The following is a 23,413-nucleotide window of genomic DNA, read 5'->3' as shown; positions in this document are numbered from 1 at the left end:
TGTACGTTTTAAATCCATAGTGATATAATTACGCGTACATGCCTGAAAAGGAGCGTATGGAACGCAAATGAACTTTCAAGTGGACTTTTTATCTTTTTTTGTAATTCAGGTAGACGGAAAAGAAGGACAGGGTGGTAAGTCCTACAAGCATTACGCTACGATGGATGACTATGATTATGACGAAAGTGATGTTAAAAAATTTCTGGATGGGGAATTTGCCCGCATTAGCAAGCGGAAGGTCGAGAAAAATCCGAGCACAGAGCAGGCACCGACCAAAATTGGCCGCTTTATCGTCGAACCGGAGCATGAACTGAGCAGTAATCCGAATTTCAATATGTTCGCCCGGCTGCGGGGAGCAGAGGATAAGGAAGATTTTAAAAATGCCTGCGACGATCTGGTGCGGATGTATCTGGATACGAGCGCGGTACGCGGCGGAGCGTTGATCATTGTACAGGCTACCTTGAATACACACTCCGATGATCCGTTTATTTTTGTGCTCAAATGTGATTTTGAACCTAAAATTGCTCGGATTACCGAAAGCAGTCTGGTCAGTGAGGTCGAAATGGCCATTTCAGCCCGTAATATGAAATCCATCATGTATCCTTACATGCTGGAGGAGGGGATGAACGATGAGTGGGAGCTTAAAATTCACCAGTCCTCGCATGCCCGGTATTTTGAGGATTTTCTGAAATTTGTGACCTACGAGCAATCCATGCCAGAAATCGTTAATGAGCATGTCATGGGCTTCGTCCAGAACTATGTAGAGACGAAATGGCCAGATGCTTCCAATGAGGAAAGACAGCAAGAGGAACGTGATCTGGAGCTGTGGGCGGCCAGTGAAAAACGGGATTTGCAAGGAAAATGGGAACCCCTTCAGGTCGTAGAGGCTGCACAGCATATTGTTGAGCTAAAACCGGAAATTGAAGTTCGCTTCAAGCTGGATGATATGGCTGTGCGTGGACTGCTGTCCGACTTTGGGGCCAAGCTGCATATTACGAAGCTGCATGATAGATACGCGCTTATCATTGAAGGCGACGCATTTACGTTTGAAAAAGGCTTTTCACCGATTGAGCTGCTTCAACCTGAATCGTTCGAAACGGTGGCTGAGCGCTTGAAAGAGAAACGCCAGCAAGAAGACGAGTTTGCCGATGGCGATACACCGCCTTGGTAATCTGAATAAACTGTTTACGATAAGCCGAACTCCTTATATAAAATAATCAAAGGGCCTCTCAACGGTATTTTCGCCGCTGTGGAGGCCCTTTTTGTCTACAATTTCAGTTTGTTCATCTACAAGTTGAGTTTACTGATTTGATCTTTCAGCTTGTTCGCAGATTGATGCAGCCCTTGACGTTCCTTGTCATTCAGTGGAAGATCTAAAATTTCGCGTACCCCGTTGTGATCTACGATACTCGGGACACCCAGATAAACGTCAGACACTCCGTTATAATCTTCCAGCAAAGTGGACACATTAAGTACCGACCCTTCGTCCCCCAGAATGGCTGCTACGATCCGGTCGAGAGCCAGCCCGATGGCGTAAGAGGTCGCGCCTTTGGCATCTATAATTTCATAGGCTGCATTTTTGGTACTTTCAAAAATCTCATTTTTCGTTTCTTCGCCCAGCTCCAATGGAGTTCCTGCGATGTTGGCCGTGCTCCATACAGGCAGCTCGGAATCGCCATGTTCTCCAATAATATGGGCGTGGATGCTGCGAGGATCAATGCCCTTTTGCTTACCGATCAAATAACGGAAGCGTGCGCTGTCCAGCAGCGTACCCGAACCGATAACTCTGCTCGAAGGCCAGCCACTACGTTTCCAGGAGATGTAGGAGAGGATGTCCACTGGATTGGTTGCGATCAGCAAAATGCCGTGTGTGTTTACCTTGACGATATTATCAATAATGCTTTCAAAAATTTCGGCATTACGCTTGAGCAGATCAATGCGTGTTTCTCCCGGTTTTTGTGATGCGCCCGCTGTAACAATGATGATATCCGCATCACGGCAGTCTTCATAATCACCCGCCCACACTTTGACACCGCCGAGAAAGGGAAGCCCGTGATTCATATCGAGCATTTCCCCCTGCGCCTTTTTGACATTAACATCAATAAAGACAAGTTCTGACATGCGTTGGCGTAGCAGGAGGGTGTAACCGGTCGTTGTACCGACCGCTCCCATGCCGACAATGGCCACTCTGCTTCGTTTGTAAGGTTTTAAGCTCATAAAATCCTCATCTCCTTTTCGGGTTGAATACCTTTTCATTTTTTAATAATACAAAATTTATCTTTCCTACTTAGTTTACCGTATATGTGCCCTCCACTGCAAAGAAATATGACATTTCTCCTTGACTTCAAACAGGGACTCGCCAATAATTAATCGAATGACAGAAACACACACTAAAGCGTTGCAGTAGCAATATTGGCGTAGGACATTATGGAAAGAGGATTATGATTATGGACTTATTTCGAAAAAAGACAGGGATGCTCCCGCATGGGGAAAACGGAACGACGGGTCATTTGAAGAGAACGATGGGCGCCTTCGATCTGACTATGCTGGGTGTAGGATGTATCATCGGTACCGGGATTTTTGTGATCACAGGCAAGGCAGCAGCGGAAAATGCGGGTCCTGGCCTGATGATCTCCTTTGTTATTGCAGGAATTGCCTGCGTGCTGGCAGCCTTGTGCTATGCAGAGCTTTCATCTACGGTTCCCGCTGCCGGCAGCGCTTATGCGTATAGCTATATTGTGTTTGGGGAAATTCTGGCCTGGGTGCTGGGTTGGGACTTAATTCTGGAATACGGGGTGGCGGCCGCCTCAGTGAGCAGTGGCTGGTCTGCTTATTTTCAAGGTTTGCTGGCCGGCTTCGATATACATTTACCACTGGCTTTAACCGCAGCCTTTGATTCAGCCAAGGGAACCATTATTGACCTGCCTGCTGTGTGTATTATTATGTTGATCACACTGCTGCTGAGTCTCGGAGCCAAGGAAACGGTCCGATTTAATTTCATTATGGTTTGTGTCAAAGTGGGCGTTGTGCTGCTGTTTATCGGAATCGGAATTTTTTATGTTAAGCCTGCTAACTGGACACCGTTTCTCCCCTATGGTTTTTCCGGTGTTTTGAGTGCTGCGGCAATCGTATTTTTTGCTTACTTGGGTTTCGATGCCATTTCAACGGCAGCAGAGGAGGTACGTAATCCGCAGCGAAATATGCCAATTGGTATTATTTCCTCGCTTGCGATTTGTACAGTGCTGTATATAGCGGTTTCGGTTGTACTTACCGGAATGGTGCCTTATACGCAGTTAGGGGTAAATGATCCTGTTGCGTTTGCTTTGCGCTTTATCCATCAGGATTTTGCGGCAGGATTGATTTCTGTCGGTGCGATTGCCGGGATGACCACGGTTTTACTCGTACTGTTGTATGGTCAAACACGGTTAATTTTCTCGATGTCGCGTGACGGTTTGTTACCGGTATTTTTATCTAAAATCAATCCCAAAACTCAAACACCAATCCGAAGCACTTGGCTGGTCGGAAGCATCATCGCATCGGCTAGTGGATTTTTTCCATTACATGCTCTGACGAACCTGACGAGTATCGGAACCCTGTTCGCTTTTGCCGTTGTATCGGTTGGGGTGATCGTTCTGCGTAAGAAACGTCCCGATCTGAAAAGAGGCTTTACCGTTCCTTGGGTCCCGTTACTCCCGCTTTTGAGTGCCCTGGTTTGCGTCGGTTTGATGCTTCAGCTTCATATCAGCACGTGGATTGGATTTATCGTTTGGCTTCTGCTGGGTCTACTGATTTATTTCTTCTATGGATATCACAAAAGTTTGTTAAACCGTAAATCCTAATTTGTCTGAATGTTAAAAAGCCGGCATCCTGCACTTATGTGGAGGGTGCCGGTTTTTTTGTATGAGTGCGCGAAAAGTGTCACATAAGGTCGTTTATGGTATAATTCTGTTTCAGATAAGCTTGTGGCACGGGATTACCGCATGCCATCTAGGGAGGATCTTTATATGAAACTGCGCTGGCGTGCGCTCCTGGGGGGAGTATTGCTGCTGACATGTATCCTGCTGGCTGGCTGTTCTTCCGAACCCGCAGAAACCGTAACCAAACCTCCGGTTGAGGAACCGGATGACCAGGGACAAACGATAACTATTAATCCACCATTGACGCCGAAGGTGGGCGATCCCGATGCCAAATATGTAGTTCAGACACGAATAGCTGATTTCCATCTGATTGATAATACCAAAGGTTTCGTTTGGGGAGTTACTCGTAATGAGCTTCGGCTCTATTATACGCATGATGGTGGAAATACCTGGAATAATATTTCTCCTTCCGAAAACGTTCAATTTCAAGACAAGCTTGAATATGGGAAGGATATTAGCTTTACCGATTCCCGGCATGGATGGGTTGTCCGTCAAAATCTGGACAAAACCGCAACCGTCATCCTCAGAACCGCTGATGGGGGACAAAGCTGGGATATTTCAGCGCTCCCAAGCGGGGAGCATGTGAGCGCGATACAATATGTAAATCCGTCTACCGGATGGATTATGGCGTCTACAAACCTGAATGAGCAGGATCAACAAAAGTTGTTGTATCATACCACTGATGGAGGGGCTACATGGAAGAAGGTTGCGCAAAGTTCTGGCATGTCATCCAATGAGTCAAGCTCGGGCCTGCCCGATCAGGGCAGCATGGCGGGAATGAGCTTTGATGGCAACAAGCAGGGTTTTGTTGCGATTAATTTGGATAGCAGTGTTAAGCTTTATAAGACTTCGAATCAAGGGAAGACTTGGACGCCGGTAGCCAGCAAGATGCAGGGTTGTCCTCAAGCCGAAGCCGAAGCTCCGCAGTCTTTTAAAGGAAATAGTTCCTCGTATTGGATTCCTGTTCTCTGTTATTTAGACAGCGGTACAAAGTATAGCGGACTGTTTACTGCTGATGCAGGCATGCAATGGAACCATGTGTCTTTGGGGCTGACCAGTAAAAGAAACTCCGTTATTCCCGGCCGCACTTTTCTAAATGATAAGGAAGGGTGGATCGTAACCCCAACCGGAATGAAGCGAACGATGGACGGGGGCAAGACATGGACAACCCTTACTGGCAGCAAAGTATTGCCATCGAAGCTTAAGGATTACCCGCGATCGGTCAAGCTCCGTTTCGCTTCTTCTACGGTAGCGTGGCTGCTTCTGGAACGATTGGACGACAAGAAATCACTGTTACTTAAAACGACGGATGGCGGTGCCAGCTGGAGGATCCTATAACCTTTCACCAGAGCGATTGCCCTGTGCTTTTCCCCCTCATTTTGCACGTCCTCAAAAGGCCATGCAGATACAGGGAAGAGGCACAGGGCGTTTTATTTTTAAAAAACTTAAATTTTATACGACAATATGTGAAAAAAATCACAATCTATCGGATGAGCCGCTGTTATACTGAACCTGTAAACAACGATAGGAGTGATAATCATGAGAGCGAATCAGGATCATATGTTAACCCAATACTACCTTCAATTTTGTTACACTTGCCAAGATGCCTACGGTTGCACGACTGAAGAGGATTGTAAACAGTGTGCAGAACGTTACGCCGAAACAGAAGAAAATGAAGTTCTGGATGAGACACAACGTTATCTCCAGCTTGTACATGTATAAACAGATGCATCATTCTGATATCGCCATATGTTGAGCCTCCCGGATCATTCCGTGGAGGCTCTTGGCGTTCTTGAGGGTTGCTATCAAATTTGGGCAGGAACGTACATATACTATTACAGAAAGCTTAGGTCATGTGAGGATGCCCGGCCGTTTCCCTGTGGAATGCCTGGCGGAGAGGAGTGCGGTGCATGGGATTTGAGTCATTATGGATGTTCGATTGGCTGGGTACGGTACTGCCCGTATTTTTCGTAGTCGTGTTGGGTATTGTCGTACTGTCTGCGGGCAAGGAAGTCATGGAATGGAGCCGGAATAAAAGGCAGCCTGTATTGACGGTCGGTTCCCGAATTACGGCCAGAAGGACACATCTCCAACAGAGGCGGCAGGAGGAACAAGGGACTCGTACCTATACTTTCTATTATGTAACCTTCGAGGTGGAGAGTGGCGACCGGATGGAGTTTAAGGTGAGCGGGGAAGAATATGGTCAATGTGCCGAGGGAGATGAGGGGCGGCTTACCTTTCAGGGTACACGGTACATCGGGTTCCAGCGTCTCAATCGCTATAGCTTGGAACAGGTAAAAATGTAGACAGCAGCTTATTCTCCCATTCATTCATGGGCAGCCTCCTGCGGTGAAACAGGCCAGGGGGCTGTTCTTGTTTCTTGTGCAGCACATTTTGGTACATATATACTAGGGAAGTGTATAGAGGAGGAATAAGCCATGTCATTTGAGGGACAAGTTGTTATCGTAACAGGAGCGGCACATGGAATCGGAAGAGAGGTCGCTTTGGCCTACGCTGGCAAAGGTGCCAAGGTCGTATTTGCCGATCGCAATGAGGAAAAAGGGGCTGCTGTTGCGGCTGCGGCACGGAATGAAGGACATCAGGCGATCTTTGTTCCCTGTGATGTGCGTAAGGAAGAAGATATTGTTGCGCTGATCCGTGCTACGGAAGAGGAATATGGCACCATTCATACGCTGATTAACAATGCGGGCGTGTCCAAATGGAAATCTCCATATGAGTTAACGGTTGCGGAGTGGGATGACATTTTGAATACAAATGTACGTAGCTGCTTTATTGCGACACGAGAAGCGGCTAAGGTGATGAAACGTAATCCGGAAGGGGGCTCTGTGGTCAATATGACTTCAACACGGGCTTTTATGTCAGAACCGGATACAGAAGCCTATGCGGCGTCCAAAGGAGCCATTGCAGCCCTTACACACGCGATGGCCATATCGCTAGGAAAGGATGGAATCCGGGTCAACTGTATTAGTCCGGGTTGGATTGAGACAGGGGATTACGGGCAACTACGCCCCGAAGACCATCAGCAGCATCCATCCGGTCGAGTGGGAATTCCTGCCGACATCGCGCGGGCGTGTCTGTATTTGACCCAGTCCGGCAACGACTTTGTTACAGGCACGAATCTGGTTGTAGATGGCGGCATGACGCGAAAAATGATTTATGGGCCCTGAAAATTAGGCTGAACATGGGCGAACTTAATTTTTATATAAGGATACGTTACTGCAGGATAGTCCCGAATTTCGGGGCTATTTTTTTCGTTGTCGCTGTCACCCATTGGGCATTTGTACCATACGATACGATATATGATTGAGCAGTAAGGAGGGGAGACGTTGGCTGTTATTAATGTCAACTCAGAGGATGTAAGGACACTGGCCCGGCTTATGCGAGCAGAGGCCGAAGGAGAAGGGGAGCAGGGAATGCTCATGGTCGGCAATGTCGGTGTTAATCGGATTTTGGCCAATTGTCTGGATTTTCAGGGAATTCGCCTCATGAATGACATGGTGTTTCAAAGTCCCGGCGGATTTGAAGCTACCCAAAAGGGGTACTTTTACCAAAGAGCCCGTGACCGTGACATTCGTCTTGCCCGGCGTGTCATTAATGGGGAAAAGATTCGCCCGGCTTCGAATGCATTGTGGTTTTTCAGACCTTCCGGGGACTGTCCGGATACCTGGTATAACCAGACTAACACCGGCCGTTACAAGGCCCATTGCTTCTTTAGTCCAACTGCACAGGATTGCCCTGCCGTCTATTAACGCGTAACAACATGAGTGTGGATGATTTAAAACCATTTTAGGAGGAATTAAAATGATTTCACAGCAAGCTTACCGTCCTGTCTCTTATCCTGCTGGCGGCGGGTTTCCCGAATGGCCTAGGTTGGCCCCAATGGGAACCATGCAGCCCATGAGCGGCTTTCCCCCTCAAGTCAATAGTGGTAGCGCAATGACACCGACTGGCACAGTGGTACAGACTCAGACTCCACAATATGAGCAATCTTATATTGAAAATATTTTGCGTCTGAATCTGGGCAAAACGGGTACTTTTTATATGACCTATGAAAATAACCGGGAATGGAACGCGAAAATTTTCAAGGGCATTTTGGAAGCGGCGGGTCGTGACCACATTATTATCAGTGATCCTTCTACTGGAAGACGCACCATTCTGTTGATGGTGAATCTGGACTATGCGACTTTTGATGAGCCGCTGTTGTACCAATATCCTGGCGTCATGGGTAATCCGGGCTCGTCCCCGGTTCGCTGATGTCTTCATATATATAGTTTATCCCCCAATCCTCTGCCTTACGGCGGGGGATTTATTTTATTTATATTCTTTCTCAAATATAGTAGCTTCCCTTGTGGTAAGAGGCGGAAAATGGCGATTTTCGGTCATAATGACCGCGTTAGCCGATTTTTCTGACATACCTTGCGGATTGACTGTGTAGTGTATAGCTATATAATTGAATATAAGCTGATGAATGGCTTCGTCATTCATGCGAAAATATGGCTTGTAAAAGCCGGAAGGAGTGAATGTGTTGGGAAGTTGACGCTGCTTATGATGTGTTATCGTTCTGTCTATGATGAAACTATCCGAAGGAGGTGCGCCTGTCTGCCGTAATGACGGCTGACGGGGAGCATATTGAGTGACCCTTTACCGAGTATGTTCAACTTATTTATTGTTTTTGCATTAGTATTATTAAACGGTTTTTTTGTATCTGCAGAATTTGCAATGGTGAAAGTCAGAAGCAGCCGTATTGAAGCATTGGTAGAGGCGGGTAACAAAAAAGCCGTATATGCCGCGAATATGTTACACAATTTGGACGCTTATCTGTCTGCCTGCCAGTTGGGCATTACACTGGCTTCGCTGGGACTGGGGTGGATCGGAGAGCCGGCCATTGCACATTTGATCGAACCTGTATTTACCGCCGCCGGGCTAGGACCGGTATATGTACACGGTACTGCCGTGGTCATTGCATTTATTGTGATTACGATTCTGCATATTGTGCTGGGGGAATTGGCGCCCAAAACGATAGCCATTCGTAAATCTGAAACCATTACGCTGTATTCGGCCATGCTGATGACTTGGTTTTACAAGCTGATGTATCCATTCATATGGGCGTTGAATGGCATGGCGAACAGCCTGCTGCGTTTATTCCGTCTGGAGCCGGTATCTGAATATGACGATTCCGCGCATACGGGGGATGAAATACGCATTCTGATGAAAGAAAGCAATAAGAGCGGACTAATTGATAATACGGAATTGGCGCTTGTTGATAATATATTTGATTTTACCGACACGACCGCCAGGGAAATCATGATTCCGCGTACCGAGATGATCTGTTTGTACAGCAATGAGTCCACAGAGGAAAATCTCGCGATTGCGACGGAAAGCATGAGAACGCGTTATCCAATCTGTGCCGAGGACAAGGACCATATTATCGGCTTTATCCATATTAAGGATCTTCTGCGGGCAAACAAACTGGATACCCGTATGATGATCCGCCCGATTCTTGCCGTTCCTGAATCTACGCAAATTAGCGATTTGCTCAAACGCATGCAGCGTAGCAAGACACAAATTGCGATTCTGATTGATGAATACGGTGGTACCTCGGGTATGGTGACGCTGGAGGATATTATGGAAGAGATCGTTGGTGAAATTCAGGATGAGTTCGATCAGGAGCGTCCGGGTTATGAGCAGATTAATGACGAGGAATTTTCCATTGACGGTATGCTGTTAATTGATGAAGTGAATGATCGCTTTGGACTGAATCTGGATCATGAGGATTATGATACAGTAGGGGGCTGGCTGTACTCGCATGTTGAGGTCATCCCGCCACAGCCGGGTCAGTCTGTAGAATTTGAAGGTTGTCAGTTCGTTGTAGAAGAAATCGAGAACAAGCGGATTTCACGTATTCGGCTGTTGAAGCAGCCAATCCTTATGGAGGAAGCCGGAGTCTCGTAAATCAGGATTCACCAGACAAAAGAGTAGACATTCTATAATTGAATAATCCTTGAAGCGACCCTTGAACGATAAAGGGTCGCTTTTTTTGATTTTAGCTTCTTTACACATAGAACATGAATTGATATGATGTCTGTACAATTGTAAACCTATTATAAATTTATATGGTTGACAATTAAGAAGGTAATTTATCCTGAGAAACTTATCTGTTTACATGCTCATTTAAATTAGGGAGGTACAAAGTATGAAATGGTCCAATGAGGTTACGGATTGGTACTCGCTGGCAGAAAAAGCGATCCACGGCAGCAATTTGACGCTGGTAGAAGGATTGGCGGTGCTGGAAGCGGACAATGAGGAAATCTTACCGATTATGCAAGCTGCATTTCATGTGCGTCATCATTTTTACGGTAAAAAGGTAAAGCTCAACATGATTATGAATGCCAAAAGCGGCCTGTGTCCGGAGGATTGCGGCTATTGTTCACAATCTATCGTATCCACGGCACCTGTCAGCAAATACAGTATGCTGGACAAGGAGTCTCTGCTGGCCGGAGCCCGTGAAGCGTTAGCAAGGAAAGCAGGTACATATTGTATCGTGGCTTCCGGCAAGGGCCCAACGAATCGAGAGCTGGATCAGGTAATTGAGGCGGTACAGGAAATTACCAGTACGATGCCACTTAAAATTTGTGCGTGCCTGGGGATTCTCAAAGGAGATCAGGCACGCCGGTTGGCAGAGGCGGGAGTCCATCGTTACAATCACAATTTAAATACGAGCAAGGCCAACTATCCGTCCATTACAACCACACATACATACGACCAACGTGTCGAAACGGTTAAAATGGCTCAATCTCACGGGATGTCACCCTGCTCTGGCGTGATTATCGGAATGGGGGAAACGAATGAGGAAATTGTCCAAATGGGTTATGCTTTACGAGAACTTGGTGCCGACTCCATTCCGGTTAACTTCCTGAATCCGATCCCCGGAACCTCGCTGGAAGGAACAAAGCGCACATCTCCGATCAGAGCATTAAAGGTACTGGCGCTGTTGCGGTTCATTTGTCCATCCAAGGAAATTCGTGTCGCAGGCGGTCGGGAGCTGAATTTGGGGACACTGCAACCCTTATCCCTGTATGCAGCCAATTCGATTTTCGTAGGAGATTATTTAACGACAGATGGACAAGAAGTCACAGCCGATCATCAAATGATTGAAGATCTGGGGTTTGAAATTGAGATGTGTGCCCTTTCAGCCGTATAATAGGAATTGTACAAACTTGGAAGGGAGAGTTGAACGATGAGTGAAAAGGTATTTGTTAGTCCGGGTAAATATGTGCAAGGGAAAAATGTGATTGATAAAACGGGTGAATATGTCAAGCCATTAGGTCATACTGCTCTGGTTATTGCCGACAAGCTGGTATGGGGTATCGCAGCCGACCGGGTAGTGAAAAGTCTGGAACAAGCGGGGCTTGCTTCGGTAAAGGTGGAGTTTCAAGGAGAAGCGTCCAAAAATGAAGTGAACCGTATTGCTGATCAGGGACGAAGCGGGCATGTCGATATTGTCATTGGTGTAGGCGGCGGCAAGACGCTGGATACCGCCAAGGCGGTTAATGAGGTGCTAGGTTCCTCGGTTGTGATTATTCCAACGACAGCCTCTACGGATGCTCCGACCAGTGCGCTATCTGTCTTGTACACGGATGAGGGTGCATTTGATACGTATTCTTTTTTCAGTAAAAATCCAAGCTTGATCCTGGTCGACACGAAGGTTATTTCCCAAGCACCGCCATTGTTCCTCTCTTCTGGCATTGCGGATGCGATGGCAACATGGATTGAAGCTCGTGCGGTTATCGAGGCTCGGGCTACAACGATGGCTGGTGGCTTGCCAACCTTGGCAGCCGAAGCGATTGCGGCCAAGTGCGAAGAGGTTCTATTCGATTACGGACTGCAAGCTTATGAATCCGTGAAGCGCAAAGTGGTTACACCTGCGCTTGAAGCAGTGGTGGAAGCTAATACGCTGCTGAGTGGCCTGGGATTCGAAAGTGGTGGCTTGGCAGGCGCACATGCGATACACAACGGTTTTACCGTGCTGGAAGGGGATATTCATCATCTGACGCATGGTCAGAAGGTCGCTTTTGGTACCTTGGTACAGCTTGCGTTGGAAAAAAGATCTTTGGCTGAGGTGGAACGGTATATCGATTTTTATCTGAAGCTGGATCTGCCCGTCACACTGGAGGACGTAAAGCTCCAGGAAGCCTCCCGCGAGGATTTGTACCGGGTAGCTCAGGCAGCGACGAAAGAAGGAGAAACCGCTCACAACCTGCCATTTGCAGTAACGGCGGACGATGTGCTGGATGCGATTTTGGCAGCTGACCAGTATTCCCTTGCTTACAAAGCTAAAATTGGGCATAAGAATTAACACCAATACAATATGAAATACACGAAGAGGTCGCTAATAAGCGGCCTTTTTCCATTATTTAACTTGCAGCCTATGTTATGATTTTTACAGTACATAAATGAGCATTTTGCAACAATCCCAAGAGCGATTTCAAATCAGCAATATATAGATCGAAACGGTTTAGTTCGTCTATTATTGTACTTTCAAGCGTTGGGAATCGAATGATGCAAAATGCTGAATTAGGAAATGTCGAAAGTATATCTACGGCTAGCCTAAAACTTGAGAGGAGTAGAGCAATGGCAAAATGGAATGTAGAAGATAATGGGACTCAGTATGAAATTGAGTACAAGCGTAGCCTCGGCGGCGGGAAAATTATTGTGAATGGAAGCGTACAGAAGGTTAAAAGCCAGAATGCTTTTTTGAATTTGGTCGATTTCCCCATCAGATTGACGAATAAAGCTGTAAATGTTGTCGTCATTGGCAACAAAGCGGATCTGGCCGTGGATGGCGTATATCTGGGTTCCAATCAGCCTTACGTGCCTGTGGCTAAAGTTCCCGGCTGGAGTTGGGCTTTTGTAGTGGTGAGCTTGGTCATAGGCTGGCTGTTTGCAGGTATCTTTGGTTTGTGTTTTGGGATATTGGGCAGCATGTTTTATGTAAAATCTTCATTATCCATGCACCAATCCACGAATAGAAGAATCGTAAGCTGCCTTATTGTCTTTTTAATCATCAGCGTGGTACAAATTATTTTTGGAATTACAGTAAATCAGTGGCTTCGTAATTTGTAAAATATCTGTGACATAACCCGTGAATGAAGAAAAAAGGCTCCTCCGCATGAAAGCGGCGAGAGCCTTTTTTGTCATTTAGATCGCCCAATTTCCTTTGCGGAAGATGGGCTCCTCAGTACCGTCCTCGGTGACGCCGTTAATGTCCATTTCACCTGAGCCGATCATAAAATCGACGTGCGTCAGACTGGAATTCAGGCCGTTGGCAGCCAACTGCTCCTGAGTCATGTCCTTGCCGCCTTTGAGGTTAAATGCATAGGCATTACCGATGGCCAGATGATTGGAGGCATTTTCATCAAACAATGTATTATAGAACAAAATGTTTTTATCCGAAATCGGGGACTGGTGAGGCACAAGAGCGACTTCACCCAAGTAGTGGGAGCCTTCATCCATTTCAACGAGATGCTGAAGAGTCTCCAAGCCTGTTTCAGCCTGCACATCTACAATGCGCCCGTTTTCAAAGGTCAATGTAAAGTTGTCGATAATATTTCCGCTGTAGCTGAGCGGCTTGGTGCTGCTTACTTTGCCGTTCACTCCGGTTTTGAGCGGGGCAGTAAACACTTCCTCGGTAGGCATATTGGCTACGAAAGAATGTCCCTGCTGATTGACGCTTTCGGCTGCAACCCACAGGTGTTCTTTTGCCAATTCGATGGTCAGATCGGTGCCTGGAGCCAGATAATGCAGCTTTTTATAACGTTTGCCATTCAAAATGTCTGATTTGCTGGAGAGTGTCTTCAAATGCTCTTTCCATGCTTCTACCGGGTTGTCGAGATCCACACGTACGGTGTTGAAAATGGCCTCCCACAGCTTATCCATTTGTTCAGAAGCTGGCAGATTCGGGAATACTTTGGCAGCCCACTCTTCAGAAGGGTAAGCAATCAGAGCCCAACTGAATTTGTCGGCCATTTGAAGTTCACGGTATTGGAGTAATTCATGTGAACGCACACGCTGAGCCGCAGTAATGCGACTGGACGGGATACCTTGAAGCAAATCCGGATTTTCTGCTAAGATATGCAGTACTGCTGCGCCGTTCTCGACCTCTTCGGTCATTTCGGCCGCATACCATTTGGGAGGAATATTAAAAGTCTCATCAGGAGCCAGTTCATACTGTAGGCGAGTAATGGTTTCGTCGCTCCATTTTACCTTAACCAGCTTGGCTCCGACGGTATACGCGGATTTGACAATTAGCCGCACAAGTTCAGCGGACAGGATGGGAGCATGAATGATGAGTGTTTGCCCGGGCTGGACATTAGCCCCCACCCGAACGGCTAAATCGGCATATTTTTGCAATTTTTGTTGAAAATCTGACATGTAACTTTCCTCCATTTCACGAAAAGGCCCTTTACAGGGCTTGGGGTTGCCTGCGCAGTTTTCTTGCAAATTCCACACACGGCTTATATATTGTACAATGTAACGAAGAGGTTCACAAATTAGTTTTGGTACATTTTGGCGAAAATGAAAGGGCGGATAGATATATGACTGATCAAAATGCATCTCAGGATGTAAAGGAAGTACATATTCAACAGGCACAAATGACTAGAGATGAGAATGGTGCATACTTGGGTCAGGTCGTGTTTGGAGTAGATGGACAGACTTCTGTATACGAAATTACGTTCCATAGCAAAAGGGGCAAGGAGTGGGATTACAGTCTTCATTTTGCAGGCGAGCCACGCGTAGAGGAAGAGATGCTGCGTATGGATGCCTGGATTGAAGAGAATGATGATTTGTTTGATTATTTGCTTGATGCGGCATGGAGTAAATTACCCGAGTAATGTAAACATGGTCTATTTTCGTGACAAGCGGATTATATTTAGCAGTGTCCGCATAATGCATAATCTGCCGACATGGGGGAAGCCTATAGGTCGATAATGACAGAAAATTCCATGTGAATGGGGAGGATGACAGTTTGGCAAATCATCTGTTCACCGAAGGAATGACGGCAAATGAAGAGGCTGCTCCCGATCTTCTGAGCTTACGGACGCTGTTTGTAAATGTGTGTTTTATCGGGGAGCCGGGAAGTCGATCCTGGGTACTGGTGGATACGGGGATGGCGGGGTTTACAGACTCGATTATTCGCTTGGCTGAGGAACGGTTCGCTGGCCCTCCCGTTGCTATTGTGCTCACTCATGGGCATTTTGATCATGTGGGATCGGTCATTGAGCTGGTTCAGCATTGGGGTACCCCTGTGTATGCGCACCCGCTGGAGCTTCCTTACTTGACAGGGATGAAGGATTACCAACAACCTGATCCCAGTGTGGGTGGAGGTCTGCTGTCGAGCGTTTCCTTTTTATATCCCAATGATGCCATTGATCTGGATGATCGCATCACCCGTCTGCCAGAGGATGGCAGTGTGCCCGGTGCGCCTGGTTGGAAGTGGCTGCATACACCTGGACATACGCCGGGTCATATATCGCTTTTTCATGAACGCAGACGGTTGCTGGTAGCCGGAGATGCTTTTATTACCGTAAAACAGGAATCGGCGCTGGCGGTTATTTTACAGGAAAAAGAAATACACGGTCCGCCTGCATATTTTACGACAGATTGGCAGGCTGCGCAGCGGTCAGTAGAACTGCTGTCCGGTTTAAAGCCGGAGATCGCCGTTACGGGACACGGTCACTACATGCAGGGAAATGAGCTGACGAGCCAGTTGGAACGACTTGTGGAGGATTTTGAGCACACGGCTGTACCCAATCAGGGGCGCTATGTGTAGCGATCTGGAAAGGACGATGCCTTACGGGGTATCGTTTTTTTGTGTTGGCATGGAATTTTTTTGCTCAGCATGGTATAGTCAAGCCAAAAGCTAAACGCTTTCATTTATCATCGTCATTCATCAAGGAGGATTTTTGATGACACATCAGCATGCTGCAATTGGTGACCTTTATTATGGAATACCAGCGATTCGCCTTAAATTCGGGCGTTATGAAGCGGTAGCCCTGCCGGGAAACGGCGCAAATCTGATTTCTTTTCGTGACAATGAGACGGGATATTCTTTTCTTCGTGAGCCGGAAGCTGACAGCATAGAGGCTTTTAAACAAAGTCCGTCAGTCTATGGGATTCCTTTCCTGTATCCTCCGAATCGGTATGAGGATGGCAAATTCCTGTGGAATGGAGTTACATATGAACTGCCCATCAATGAAACGGCCACCCACAACCATTTGCACGGTTTTTTACACACCGTCCGGTGGGAGGTTGAGGACTACGGATCTGGAGAACAGGGCAGCTATGTAGTAATGAATCAGCATGTGAGGGAAGGACATCCCATGTTCCGCTATTTGCCGTTCACCTTTACCATCAAGCTGACGTACAGCCTGGACGAATTTGGACTGCATCAGCGTTATGTGATCCACAACGAGGGTGATCAGCCGATTCCAAACCTGTTTGCCTTTCACACGGCTATTCGGGTTCCGTTCGTACCGGATAGTTCGCCGGAAGACTACAAAATTAAGGTTACTATCGGTGAGCGTAGGGAGCTGACAGAGCGGTTGTTAGCCACAGGACAGTTCCAGCCATTGTCGCCGGAAGAGGAACTGCTGAAGACAACGGGAGTAAGTCCTTATTTTGCCTCCATGGATAATCATTACACGGCAGCTCCGCAAAATGGACGCAACTATATGGAGCTGACACACAGTAAGACAGGCGCTACTCTCGTATACGATGTAGGCACGGCCTATAAGCATTGGATGATCTGGAATAACAAAGCGAACAAGGAATTCATCTGTCCTGAGCCGCAAATGAACATGATCAATGCACCGAATCGTCCGGACTTGCCTGCAGAGGAGATCGGGTTGATTGCACTTGCTCCAGGCCATATTTTTGAAGCAACCAGCCGTTTATATTGTGTCATACCTGCACAATCGAAATCCTAGTCTTAGTCTATATTTTATCGGAATAAGCCTGTATCGTGTCCAACGGTGCGGGCTTTATTTTGTTGATAGGAGAGGTGGAGAAGACAAGTATTACAGGCAGAAGCCTAATGAGGTGAGGAAGGGAACATATGAAAAACAGGTTGCAGGATGGCAAGCCGCTATAGTATGATACGAAACAGGAGATGATCAGATGAATCAGGAAATGGTGCCTTTTCAAGCCGTCAAACGCAAGCAAATCGCCGATGAAGTGGCTGAACAGCTGCAACGAAAAATAGCTACTAATGAATGGGATGTGGGTACAAAAATTCCGACAGAGCCTGAGCTGATGAAGCTTTTTGGAGTAGGGCGTTCCACGGTGCGTGAAGCGGTCAGCGTTCTCGTACATGCCGGTCTATTAGAGAAAAAACAAGGACACGGAACCTTTGTCTGCCAACCGACGACTTCCCAGGAGCCTCTGGATTACCGACTGAGTCGCGCTGAAATAATTGAAGTCTATGAGGTGCGGAGTGTGTTGGAGCTGGAAATTGCCAGACTGGCTGCTTTACGACGTAAGGATGAAGATTTACGCTTGATGCGCGAGGCACTGGACCGTCGTGCCGTGACATTGGCCGCTGGAGATTTGAACGGGTATCTGGATGCGGATATCACTTTTCACTTGGCTGTTGCAGGGGCTACACGTAATAAAGTGCTTACAGATGTGTATCGCAGCTTTGTAGAGGCGATTCGGAAGGCGCTGAAAAATCTCGTAACCGACCCGGCGATGCAAAATCCTTTTACACTTCAGCATGAGAAAATATATGAAGCGATCCGGGATCAGGATGCCAAAGCTGCCGAGCTGTACAGTATTCAGCATTTGGATGGCACCAAGCTGGAGCTGCAAAAGCACATGGGAAATTCATAATTTTTTTTAATCTTAAACATCAGATGATCATATGAATAAAATGATTCGTAAATCTTTTATATCGAGCATCTCCTAAAATAAAACCAAAGGTGGGTTCTGTATGCGCAAAATATGGGTGTTGGACACAACGTTAAGAGATGGAGAACAAGCACCAGGAGTAAGCCTGACCAGCACAGAAAAGGTGGAAATTGCCCTTCAACTGCAAAAATTGGGCGTAGATCGGATTGAAACTGGTTTTCCGGCTACCTCGCCAGGTGAGATATTCAGCATGCAGGAGATTGCCAAACAGGTTACTAATTCAACCTTGGTTGGTTTTGCTCGGTCGAAAGAGCAGGATATAGATGCGGTTAGAGATGCGCTGAGGGGAGCGGAGGACGCTTGTCTTCATCTTTTTCTGGCTACCTCACCCATTCACCGCCAGCACAAGCTGCGAATGGACAAGACGAAGGTACTGGAGACCGCAGCCGCAGCTATTCGTTATGGGCGCAAGTATTTTGACAAGGTAGAATTTTCGGCAGAGGATGCCAGCCGTACCGAGCTGGACTTTATTTGCGAGGTCGTGGATATGGCGATCCGCGCTGGAGCAACAGTCGTCAATCTGCCGGACACAGTGGGTTATGCTTCGCCGGATCAGTTCGGTGAAATGTTCAGAATCGTAAAAGCCCAAGTGCCCGGCATCGAAAAAATACAGCTCAGCACCCACTGTCATGATGATCTCGGCATGGCAACAGCTAACACACTCGCGGCCATCCGTAATGGTGTAGACCAATTTGAAGGCACAATCAATGGCATCGGGGAACGTGCCGGAAATACACCAGTGGAGGAGGTCGCGTTGGCTCTTGATACCAGAACCGAGCTTTATGATGCGCAAACCAGTCTGGTTCTGGAGGAATTGTATGCTACCAGTCGCTTGGTGAGCAAACGCACAGGGATGCCAGTACCGGGGAACAAGGCTATAGTTGGAGCCAATGCTTTTGCCCACGAGTCCGGTATACACCAGGACGGGATGCTAAAGGAGCGTACAACGTATGAGATCGTGCTCCCCGAGCGCATCGGCTTGAAGACAAGTAAGCTTGTACTTGGCAAGCATTCGGGTCGGCATGCGTTCAAGGAAAAGCTGGCGGACATGGGGTTTGATGCTTTGACAGAGGAGCAGCTTCAGGAGGCGTTCCGAAAATTCAAAGCCTTGACGGACAAGAAAAAACAGGTGCTGGATGAAGATCTGCTCGTCCTGATGGATGAGAGTCGCAGTGCCTTGCCTCAAATTTACACGCTGGATTCCATCCAGGTATCCTATGGCAATCAGTCGGTTCCGGTAGCGTCTATTCGACTGATTAAACAGGATGGAACAGCTATTGATGAAGTGGCGATGGGAAACGGCTCCATCGATGCAATTTTTCATGCTATAGACAAGGCCAGTAGTGAAGAAGTGGAATTGGAGGATTATTCGATCCAATCTGTAACGTACGGTAAGGATGCACTGGGTGAAGTGCATGCTGTTCTGAGACAAGGAGAGTACACCGCCCGCGGAAGAGGCGCGAGTACAGATATTTTGGAAGCCAGCGCCAAAGCTTACATCGACGCGCTGAATAAACTACTCGGCAGAAAAGAAGTTCGCACTAAAGGCAATATCACCATTAGCTGAACCGACCTCCCCGGTTTGTAGCTGACGATACATTCCTCCTCCGGCCTAATCGTAAAAAAGCGCTTGCAATATATATGATAACCTTTGAAATTTAATGTATAATAGGCAAGGAAGTCACCATATTTTGTCTGAATTACATAGGCCAAGAGGAGGAAATGAATTGAACTACCGCATCGAAAAAGATACGTTGGGTGAAATCAAAGTACCGGCAGATCGTCTGTGGGGAGCGCAAACACAGCGCAGCAAGGAAAATTTCCCTATTGGCTCGGAGAAAATGCCATTAGAGGTTATTCAGGCTTTCGCCGTGCTCAAGAAGAGTGCAGCGATCAGCAATTATAAGTTGGGCAAGCTGTCACAGGAGAAGCAGGACGCCATTATTTATGCGGCGGACGAAATTCTTGCTGGACGGGTCGATGACCATTTCCCATTGGTCGTATGGCAGACAGGAAGCGGTACGCAATCCAATATGAATGTGAACGAAGTGATTGCTCATCTCGGAAGTCAATGGCTGCAAGAGCAGGGACAGGATGCAAAGCTGCATCCCAATGACGATGTGAACATGTCGCAAAGCTCGAATGATACATTTCCGACGGCGCTTCATGTAGCGGGTGTCATTGCAGTGGAGGATCACTTGCTGCCTGCTATTGATAAGCTGAAAGAAACCTTCCAGCAGAAGTCAGAGCAATTTAAGGATATTATTAAAATTGGACGTACCCACTTACAGGATGCCACGCCGCTTACACTGGGTCAGGAAATCAGCGGCTGGTATGCCATGCTGGATAAAAGCAAGCGAATCATCATCGACACGGTGCAATATATGAAGGAGCTTGCGATTGGCGGTACAGCCGTGGGTACGGGTATTAACGCTCATCCGGAGTTCGGTGACCGAACCTCTGCGGAAATTTCCAACTTCACTGATAAAACGTTCACGTCCGCACCAAACAAATTCCATGCGCTGACGAGTCATGATGAAGTGGTTGCCGTACACGGAGCCGTTAAAGCGCTTGCTGCTGATTTGATGAAAATCGCCAATGATGTTCGCTGGCTGGCAAGTGGCCCGCGTAGCGGCTTGGGTGAAATCACGATTCCTGCTAACGAGCCGGGCAGCTCGATCATGCCGGGTAAGGTCAACCCGACCCAGAGCGAGGCACTTACAATGGTCGTTACGCAGGTCATGGGTAATGATGCAGCTATCGGCTTTGCTGCGAGCCAGGGCAATTTTGAGTTGAACGTGTTCAAGCCGGTCATTATTTATAATTTCCTGCAATCCGTGAATCTGCTAGCGGATTCAATTGTAGCCTTTAATGACAACTGTGCGGTTGGCATTGAGCCGGATCTCACTAAAATTGAGCATAATTTGAACAATTCGCTGATGCTGGTGACAGCATTAAATCCGTATATCGGATATGAAAATGCGGCTAAAATCGCCAAACTTGCGCATGCGGAAGGGCTGTCTCTCAAAGAAGCGGCTCTGCGTAGTGGATTGTTGACCGAGGAACAGTTCGATCAGTATGTCGTACCAGCGAATATGATTCAGCCCAAAGCATAAAGCGCGACACTTTTCGTAGTTTAAGCCTATAGAAAAAACCAGCTGATAATTTAAAACAAAGTTTGACAAAGATCTGTTAATGTAAAATTAAGGAAAAAAGGAGGAGGAATTTAAATGGACTATCATCCCATTAATCTAAACGAAAAGTTGTCGAAATTTACTGAGCATTGGTCTCCCAAAGTCATTGGTGAAATGAATGACTATCAGTTTAAGCTAGTCAAGATTCAAGGGGATTTTGTATGGCATAAACATAACGAGACTGATGAGGTATGTATAGTACTTGACGGGGAGATGGCCATTGAATTTCGTGATGGAGAGGTCAAACTATCAAAAGGAGAAATGTATGTGATACCAAAAGGTGTGGAGCATAAGACCTATGCTGAAAAGGAATCCCATATAATGCTGGTGGAACCAAGAGGTGTTGTCAATACTGGTGAAACAGAAGGCGAATTGACTGCTGAAAACGATGTATGGATTTAAACCGATAAGTTAGTAGTTTTCGAAAAGATTTGGGACCCCGCAAAATTGATCTTTAAGAAAAGGCACAATTTGTGGTGCAACACAGGTAGAAAGAATCAATCTTTTGATCAAAATTTATTCAAAAGCAACACCAGCTCATGAAGTGCTATTCTAGCACAGACCGTGAGCTGTTTTTTTTAATTTTTTTTATCTAAGATTAGTATTCTGTGTGATTTGAGGGTATATAGATAAAAGGCGAAAAAATGAACATCTATTTTCAAGATAGGAGAAGCCGTCGTATGGAACAGACAACTGTTATTAATTTTATTGTGCTTTTGCTGTCTGGCTTGCTACTGGTTGGCGTACTGACTACCAAATTTTCCAGTCGTTTCGGCATGCCTGCGCTCGTATTGTTTATTGCCGTCGGCATGGTGCTCAGTCAGTTTATTTATTTTGATAATGCGTTTATTACGCAGTTGGTGGGCATTCTCGCGCTCATCGTTATTTTGTTTGAAGGCGGGATGCAAACGAAATTTGCAGATGTTAAGCCTGTCATTCGGCCTGCGATGTCACTATCGACGCTTGGCGTCATTATTACAACTGTGGTCATTGGCGTTTGCGCCAAGTTTATTTTAGGCGTGAGTTGGATGGAATCCATGCTGTTCGGAGCTATTGTAGGATCGACGGATGCGGCAGCAGTGTTTTCCGTTTTAGGTGGTAAAAATATCAAGAAACGAATTACGTCCACGCTGGAAGCGGAATCTGGAAGTAATGATCCGATGGCCGTTTTTCTCACGGTAACGTTGATTGAGCTGATACATCATCCTGAGCAATCCATTTGGGTACATATTTTGCTTTTTTTATGGGAAATGGGTTTTGGTCTGGTCGTTGGTTTTGTGCTCGGACGCATAGCTGTATTTGCCATTAATAAAATGAATTTTGATTCATCCGGTCTGTATCCTGTGATGGCGCTGGCATTTGCGGTCTTAACGTATGCGGCCGCATCCTTACTGGAGGCAAGCGGCTTGCTGGCGGTATATGTCATGGCCATCGTGCTGGGTAATTCGGACCTGACCTACAAGCGGTCTATTATTCATTTTAACAACGGCTTCGCCTGGATGGTGCAGATCATGATGTTCGTCCTGCTCGGACTGTTGGTTTTTCCCGATCAGCTGCTCGGCATTGTGTGGCAAAGCTTGGCGCTTTCCTTCATCCTGATGCTCGTAGCCCGTCCGATTGGCGTGTTCCTGAGCCTGCTTTTTTCCAGGTACTCTATACGCGAAAAGACACTGTTATCCTGGGCAGGATTAAGGGGAGCGGTACCGATTGTACTGGCTACCTATCCACTGCTGGATGAAATGGATGTGGGGCCGCTGTTTTTCAATGTCGTATTCTTCGTCGTGCTTACCTCGGCCATTATACAAGGTACGACCATTTCGTGGCTGGCGGTGAAACTCGGCTTAATGGACCCTAACGAAACGTCATCACCCTCGCTTTTGGAATTGGTATCTCTAGGGAAAACCACCTCGGAGATCAATCACATTCAGGTGCAGGAGGGGATGTCTATTGTGGACAAAGCGATTCAGGATATGCAGCTTCCCGATGACATTTTGTTCACCGCTATTATTCGAGAGGAGCAGATTATAGCTCCGAGAGGCACGACGGTGATTAAGCCGGGGGATACCTTGTATGTGCTTAGTCCGAAGCTCAAGCGCCAGCAAATGAAAGAACTGTTCATGCTGCTTGAACCGGAGGCCGCACCGTAAAAGGGATTGCAACGGCAACTAAACGGGTTCCGAGCAAGCGTGAAATTTAACGTAATTTTCCAAGCAGTCCTTCACATTAATGTGGAGGGCTGTTTTATTGTGTTCTTTTTCGGTATGATGAATCTGTTAAAAAATTGACACTATCATTCTACAAAATTAGTTTATGATA

22 protein-coding genes are annotated in these 23,413 nt (G+C 46.9%); 20 read left to right on the top strand and 2 right to left on the bottom strand.

The genetic code is table 11. The features are described 5' to 3' along the window. Nucleotides 1–67: 67 nt before the first annotated feature. On the top strand, nucleotides 68–1,171 hold the full coding sequence (locus tag ABIA61_RS04815) for a DUF3900 domain-containing protein (protein WP_404580387.1): 1,104 nt from the start codon (nucleotides 68–70) through the stop codon (nucleotides 1,169–1,171). 116 nt (nucleotides 1,172–1,287) lie between these two features. Here ABIA61_RS04815 and ABIA61_RS04810 read toward each other — a convergent pair whose 3' ends face one another. Continuing rightward, complete coding sequence (locus tag ABIA61_RS04810; RefSeq protein ID WP_283656115.1) at nucleotides 1,288–2,217, bottom strand: L-lactate dehydrogenase; 930 nt, start codon at nucleotides 2,215–2,217, stop codon at nucleotides 1,288–1,290. 230 nt (nucleotides 2,218–2,447) lie between these two features. Here ABIA61_RS04810 and bcaP point away from each other — a divergent pair, with 230 nt between their 5' ends. The 11 genes from bcaP (at nucleotide 2,448) to ABIA61_RS04755 (ending at nucleotide 13,061) form a co-directional block, all read left to right on the top strand. Then, the gene (bcaP, locus tag ABIA61_RS04805; RefSeq protein WP_283656114.1) at nucleotides 2,448–3,839 is read left to right on the top strand and encodes a branched-chain amino acid transporter BcaP; all 1,392 of its coding nucleotides are present in this window, start codon (nucleotides 2,448–2,450) and stop codon (nucleotides 3,837–3,839) included. 165 nt (nucleotides 3,840–4,004) lie between these two features. Next, nucleotides 4,005–5,255 carry a YCF48-related protein gene (locus tag ABIA61_RS04800; RefSeq protein WP_404580385.1) on the top strand — a complete coding sequence of 417 codons (1,251 nt, stop codon included), beginning with the start codon at nucleotides 4,005–4,007 and terminating at the stop codon, nucleotides 5,253–5,255. A 201-nt stretch (nucleotides 5,256–5,456) separates the two neighbouring features. Then, entirely contained in the window at nucleotides 5,457–5,639 is a 183-nt protein-coding gene (locus ABIA61_RS04795) for a hypothetical protein (RefSeq protein ID WP_014281573.1), read from the top strand. A gap of 188 nt (nucleotides 5,640–5,827) precedes the next feature. Beyond that, the gene (locus tag ABIA61_RS04790; protein WP_014281575.1) at nucleotides 5,828–6,223 is read left to right on the top strand and encodes a DUF2500 domain-containing protein; all 396 of its coding nucleotides are present in this window, start codon (nucleotides 5,828–5,830) and stop codon (nucleotides 6,221–6,223) included. 132 nt (nucleotides 6,224–6,355) lie between these two features. Next, complete coding sequence (locus ABIA61_RS04785) at nucleotides 6,356–7,105, top strand: SDR family NAD(P)-dependent oxidoreductase (protein WP_404580384.1); 750 nt, start codon at nucleotides 6,356–6,358, stop codon at nucleotides 7,103–7,105. A 159-nt stretch (nucleotides 7,106–7,264) separates the two neighbouring features. Further along, nucleotides 7,265–7,687, top strand: a complete 423-nt coding sequence (locus tag ABIA61_RS04780; protein WP_044647384.1) for a cell wall hydrolase — start codon at nucleotides 7,265–7,267, stop codon at nucleotides 7,685–7,687. A 52-nt stretch (nucleotides 7,688–7,739) separates the two neighbouring features. Continuing rightward, complete coding sequence (gerQ, locus tag ABIA61_RS04775; RefSeq protein ID WP_283656111.1) at nucleotides 7,740–8,192, top strand: spore coat protein GerQ; 453 nt, start codon at nucleotides 7,740–7,742, stop codon at nucleotides 8,190–8,192. 396 nt (nucleotides 8,193–8,588) lie between these two features. Then, on the top strand, nucleotides 8,589–9,890 hold the full coding sequence (locus tag ABIA61_RS04770; protein ID WP_283656273.1) for a hemolysin family protein: 1,302 nt from the start codon (nucleotides 8,589–8,591) through the stop codon (nucleotides 9,888–9,890). A 241-nt stretch (nucleotides 9,891–10,131) separates the two neighbouring features. Next, nucleotides 10,132–11,139 (top strand): biotin synthase BioB, encoded by a 1,008-nt coding sequence (bioB, locus tag ABIA61_RS04765; protein WP_404580383.1) that lies wholly within the window; start codon nucleotides 10,132–10,134, stop codon nucleotides 11,137–11,139. A gap of 36 nt (nucleotides 11,140–11,175) precedes the next feature. Beyond that, nucleotides 11,176–12,294 carry a glycerol dehydrogenase gene (locus tag ABIA61_RS04760; RefSeq protein ID WP_283656109.1) on the top strand — a complete coding sequence of 373 codons (1,119 nt, stop codon included), beginning with the start codon at nucleotides 11,176–11,178 and terminating at the stop codon, nucleotides 12,292–12,294. A gap of 275 nt (nucleotides 12,295–12,569) precedes the next feature. Then, entirely contained in the window at nucleotides 12,570–13,061 is a 492-nt protein-coding gene (locus tag ABIA61_RS04755) for a hypothetical protein (RefSeq protein ID WP_283656108.1), read from the top strand. 75 nt (nucleotides 13,062–13,136) lie between these two features. Here the strand turns inward: ABIA61_RS04755 and ABIA61_RS04750 are convergent, their stop codons facing one another. Further along, nucleotides 13,137–14,369, bottom strand: coding sequence for an aminopeptidase (locus ABIA61_RS04750; protein ID WP_283656107.1), 1,233 nt, complete (start codon nucleotides 14,367–14,369; stop codon nucleotides 13,137–13,139). A 164-nt stretch (nucleotides 14,370–14,533) separates the two neighbouring features. Here ABIA61_RS04750 and ABIA61_RS04745 point away from each other — a divergent pair, with 164 nt between their 5' ends. The 8 genes from ABIA61_RS04745 to ABIA61_RS04710 all read left to right on the top strand — a co-directional run bounded on the left by ABIA61_RS04745 (nucleotide 14,534) and on the right by ABIA61_RS04710 (nucleotide 23,244). Next, nucleotides 14,534–14,830 (top strand): hypothetical protein, encoded by a 297-nt coding sequence (locus ABIA61_RS04745; RefSeq protein WP_283656106.1) that lies wholly within the window; start codon nucleotides 14,534–14,536, stop codon nucleotides 14,828–14,830. A 134-nt stretch (nucleotides 14,831–14,964) separates the two neighbouring features. Then, on the top strand, nucleotides 14,965–15,768 hold the full coding sequence (locus tag ABIA61_RS04740; protein WP_404520148.1) for an MBL fold metallo-hydrolase: 804 nt from the start codon (nucleotides 14,965–14,967) through the stop codon (nucleotides 15,766–15,768). Between the two features lie 136 nt (nucleotides 15,769–15,904). After that, entirely contained in the window at nucleotides 15,905–16,924 is a 1,020-nt protein-coding gene (locus tag ABIA61_RS04735; RefSeq protein WP_283656104.1) for an aldose 1-epimerase, read from the top strand. Between the two features lie 190 nt (nucleotides 16,925–17,114). Then, a complete protein-coding gene (locus ABIA61_RS04730; protein WP_404520147.1) occupies nucleotides 17,115–17,825 on the top strand; it encodes a FadR/GntR family transcriptional regulator in 711 nt (236 codons plus the stop codon). A gap of 100 nt (nucleotides 17,826–17,925) precedes the next feature. Then, entirely contained in the window at nucleotides 17,926–19,470 is a 1,545-nt protein-coding gene (locus ABIA61_RS04725; protein WP_404520146.1) for a 2-isopropylmalate synthase, read from the top strand. A gap of 160 nt (nucleotides 19,471–19,630) precedes the next feature. Next, entirely contained in the window at nucleotides 19,631–21,019 is a 1,389-nt protein-coding gene (gene fumC / locus ABIA61_RS04720) for a class II fumarate hydratase (protein WP_404580382.1), read from the top strand. Nucleotides 21,020–21,133: 114 nt separating this feature from the next. Next, nucleotides 21,134–21,499 carry a cupin domain-containing protein gene (locus ABIA61_RS04715; protein WP_404580381.1) on the top strand — a complete coding sequence of 122 codons (366 nt, stop codon included), beginning with the start codon at nucleotides 21,134–21,136 and terminating at the stop codon, nucleotides 21,497–21,499. A gap of 278 nt (nucleotides 21,500–21,777) precedes the next feature. Beyond that, nucleotides 21,778–23,244: a potassium/proton antiporter gene (locus tag ABIA61_RS04710; RefSeq protein ID WP_283656100.1), complete on the top strand. Its 1,467-nt coding sequence runs from the start codon at nucleotides 21,778–21,780 to the stop codon at nucleotides 23,242–23,244. Nucleotides 23,245–23,413 lie beyond the last annotated feature (169 nt).

The sequence above is a fragment of the Paenibacillus sp. RC21 genome, assembly GCF_044907935.1.
GTDB lineage: Bacteria > Bacillota > Bacilli > Paenibacillales > Paenibacillaceae > Paenibacillus > Paenibacillus terrae_A.
The sequence above is the reverse complement of the archived record's forward strand: the minus strand, read 5'-3'. Positions and strand labels throughout refer to the sequence as shown.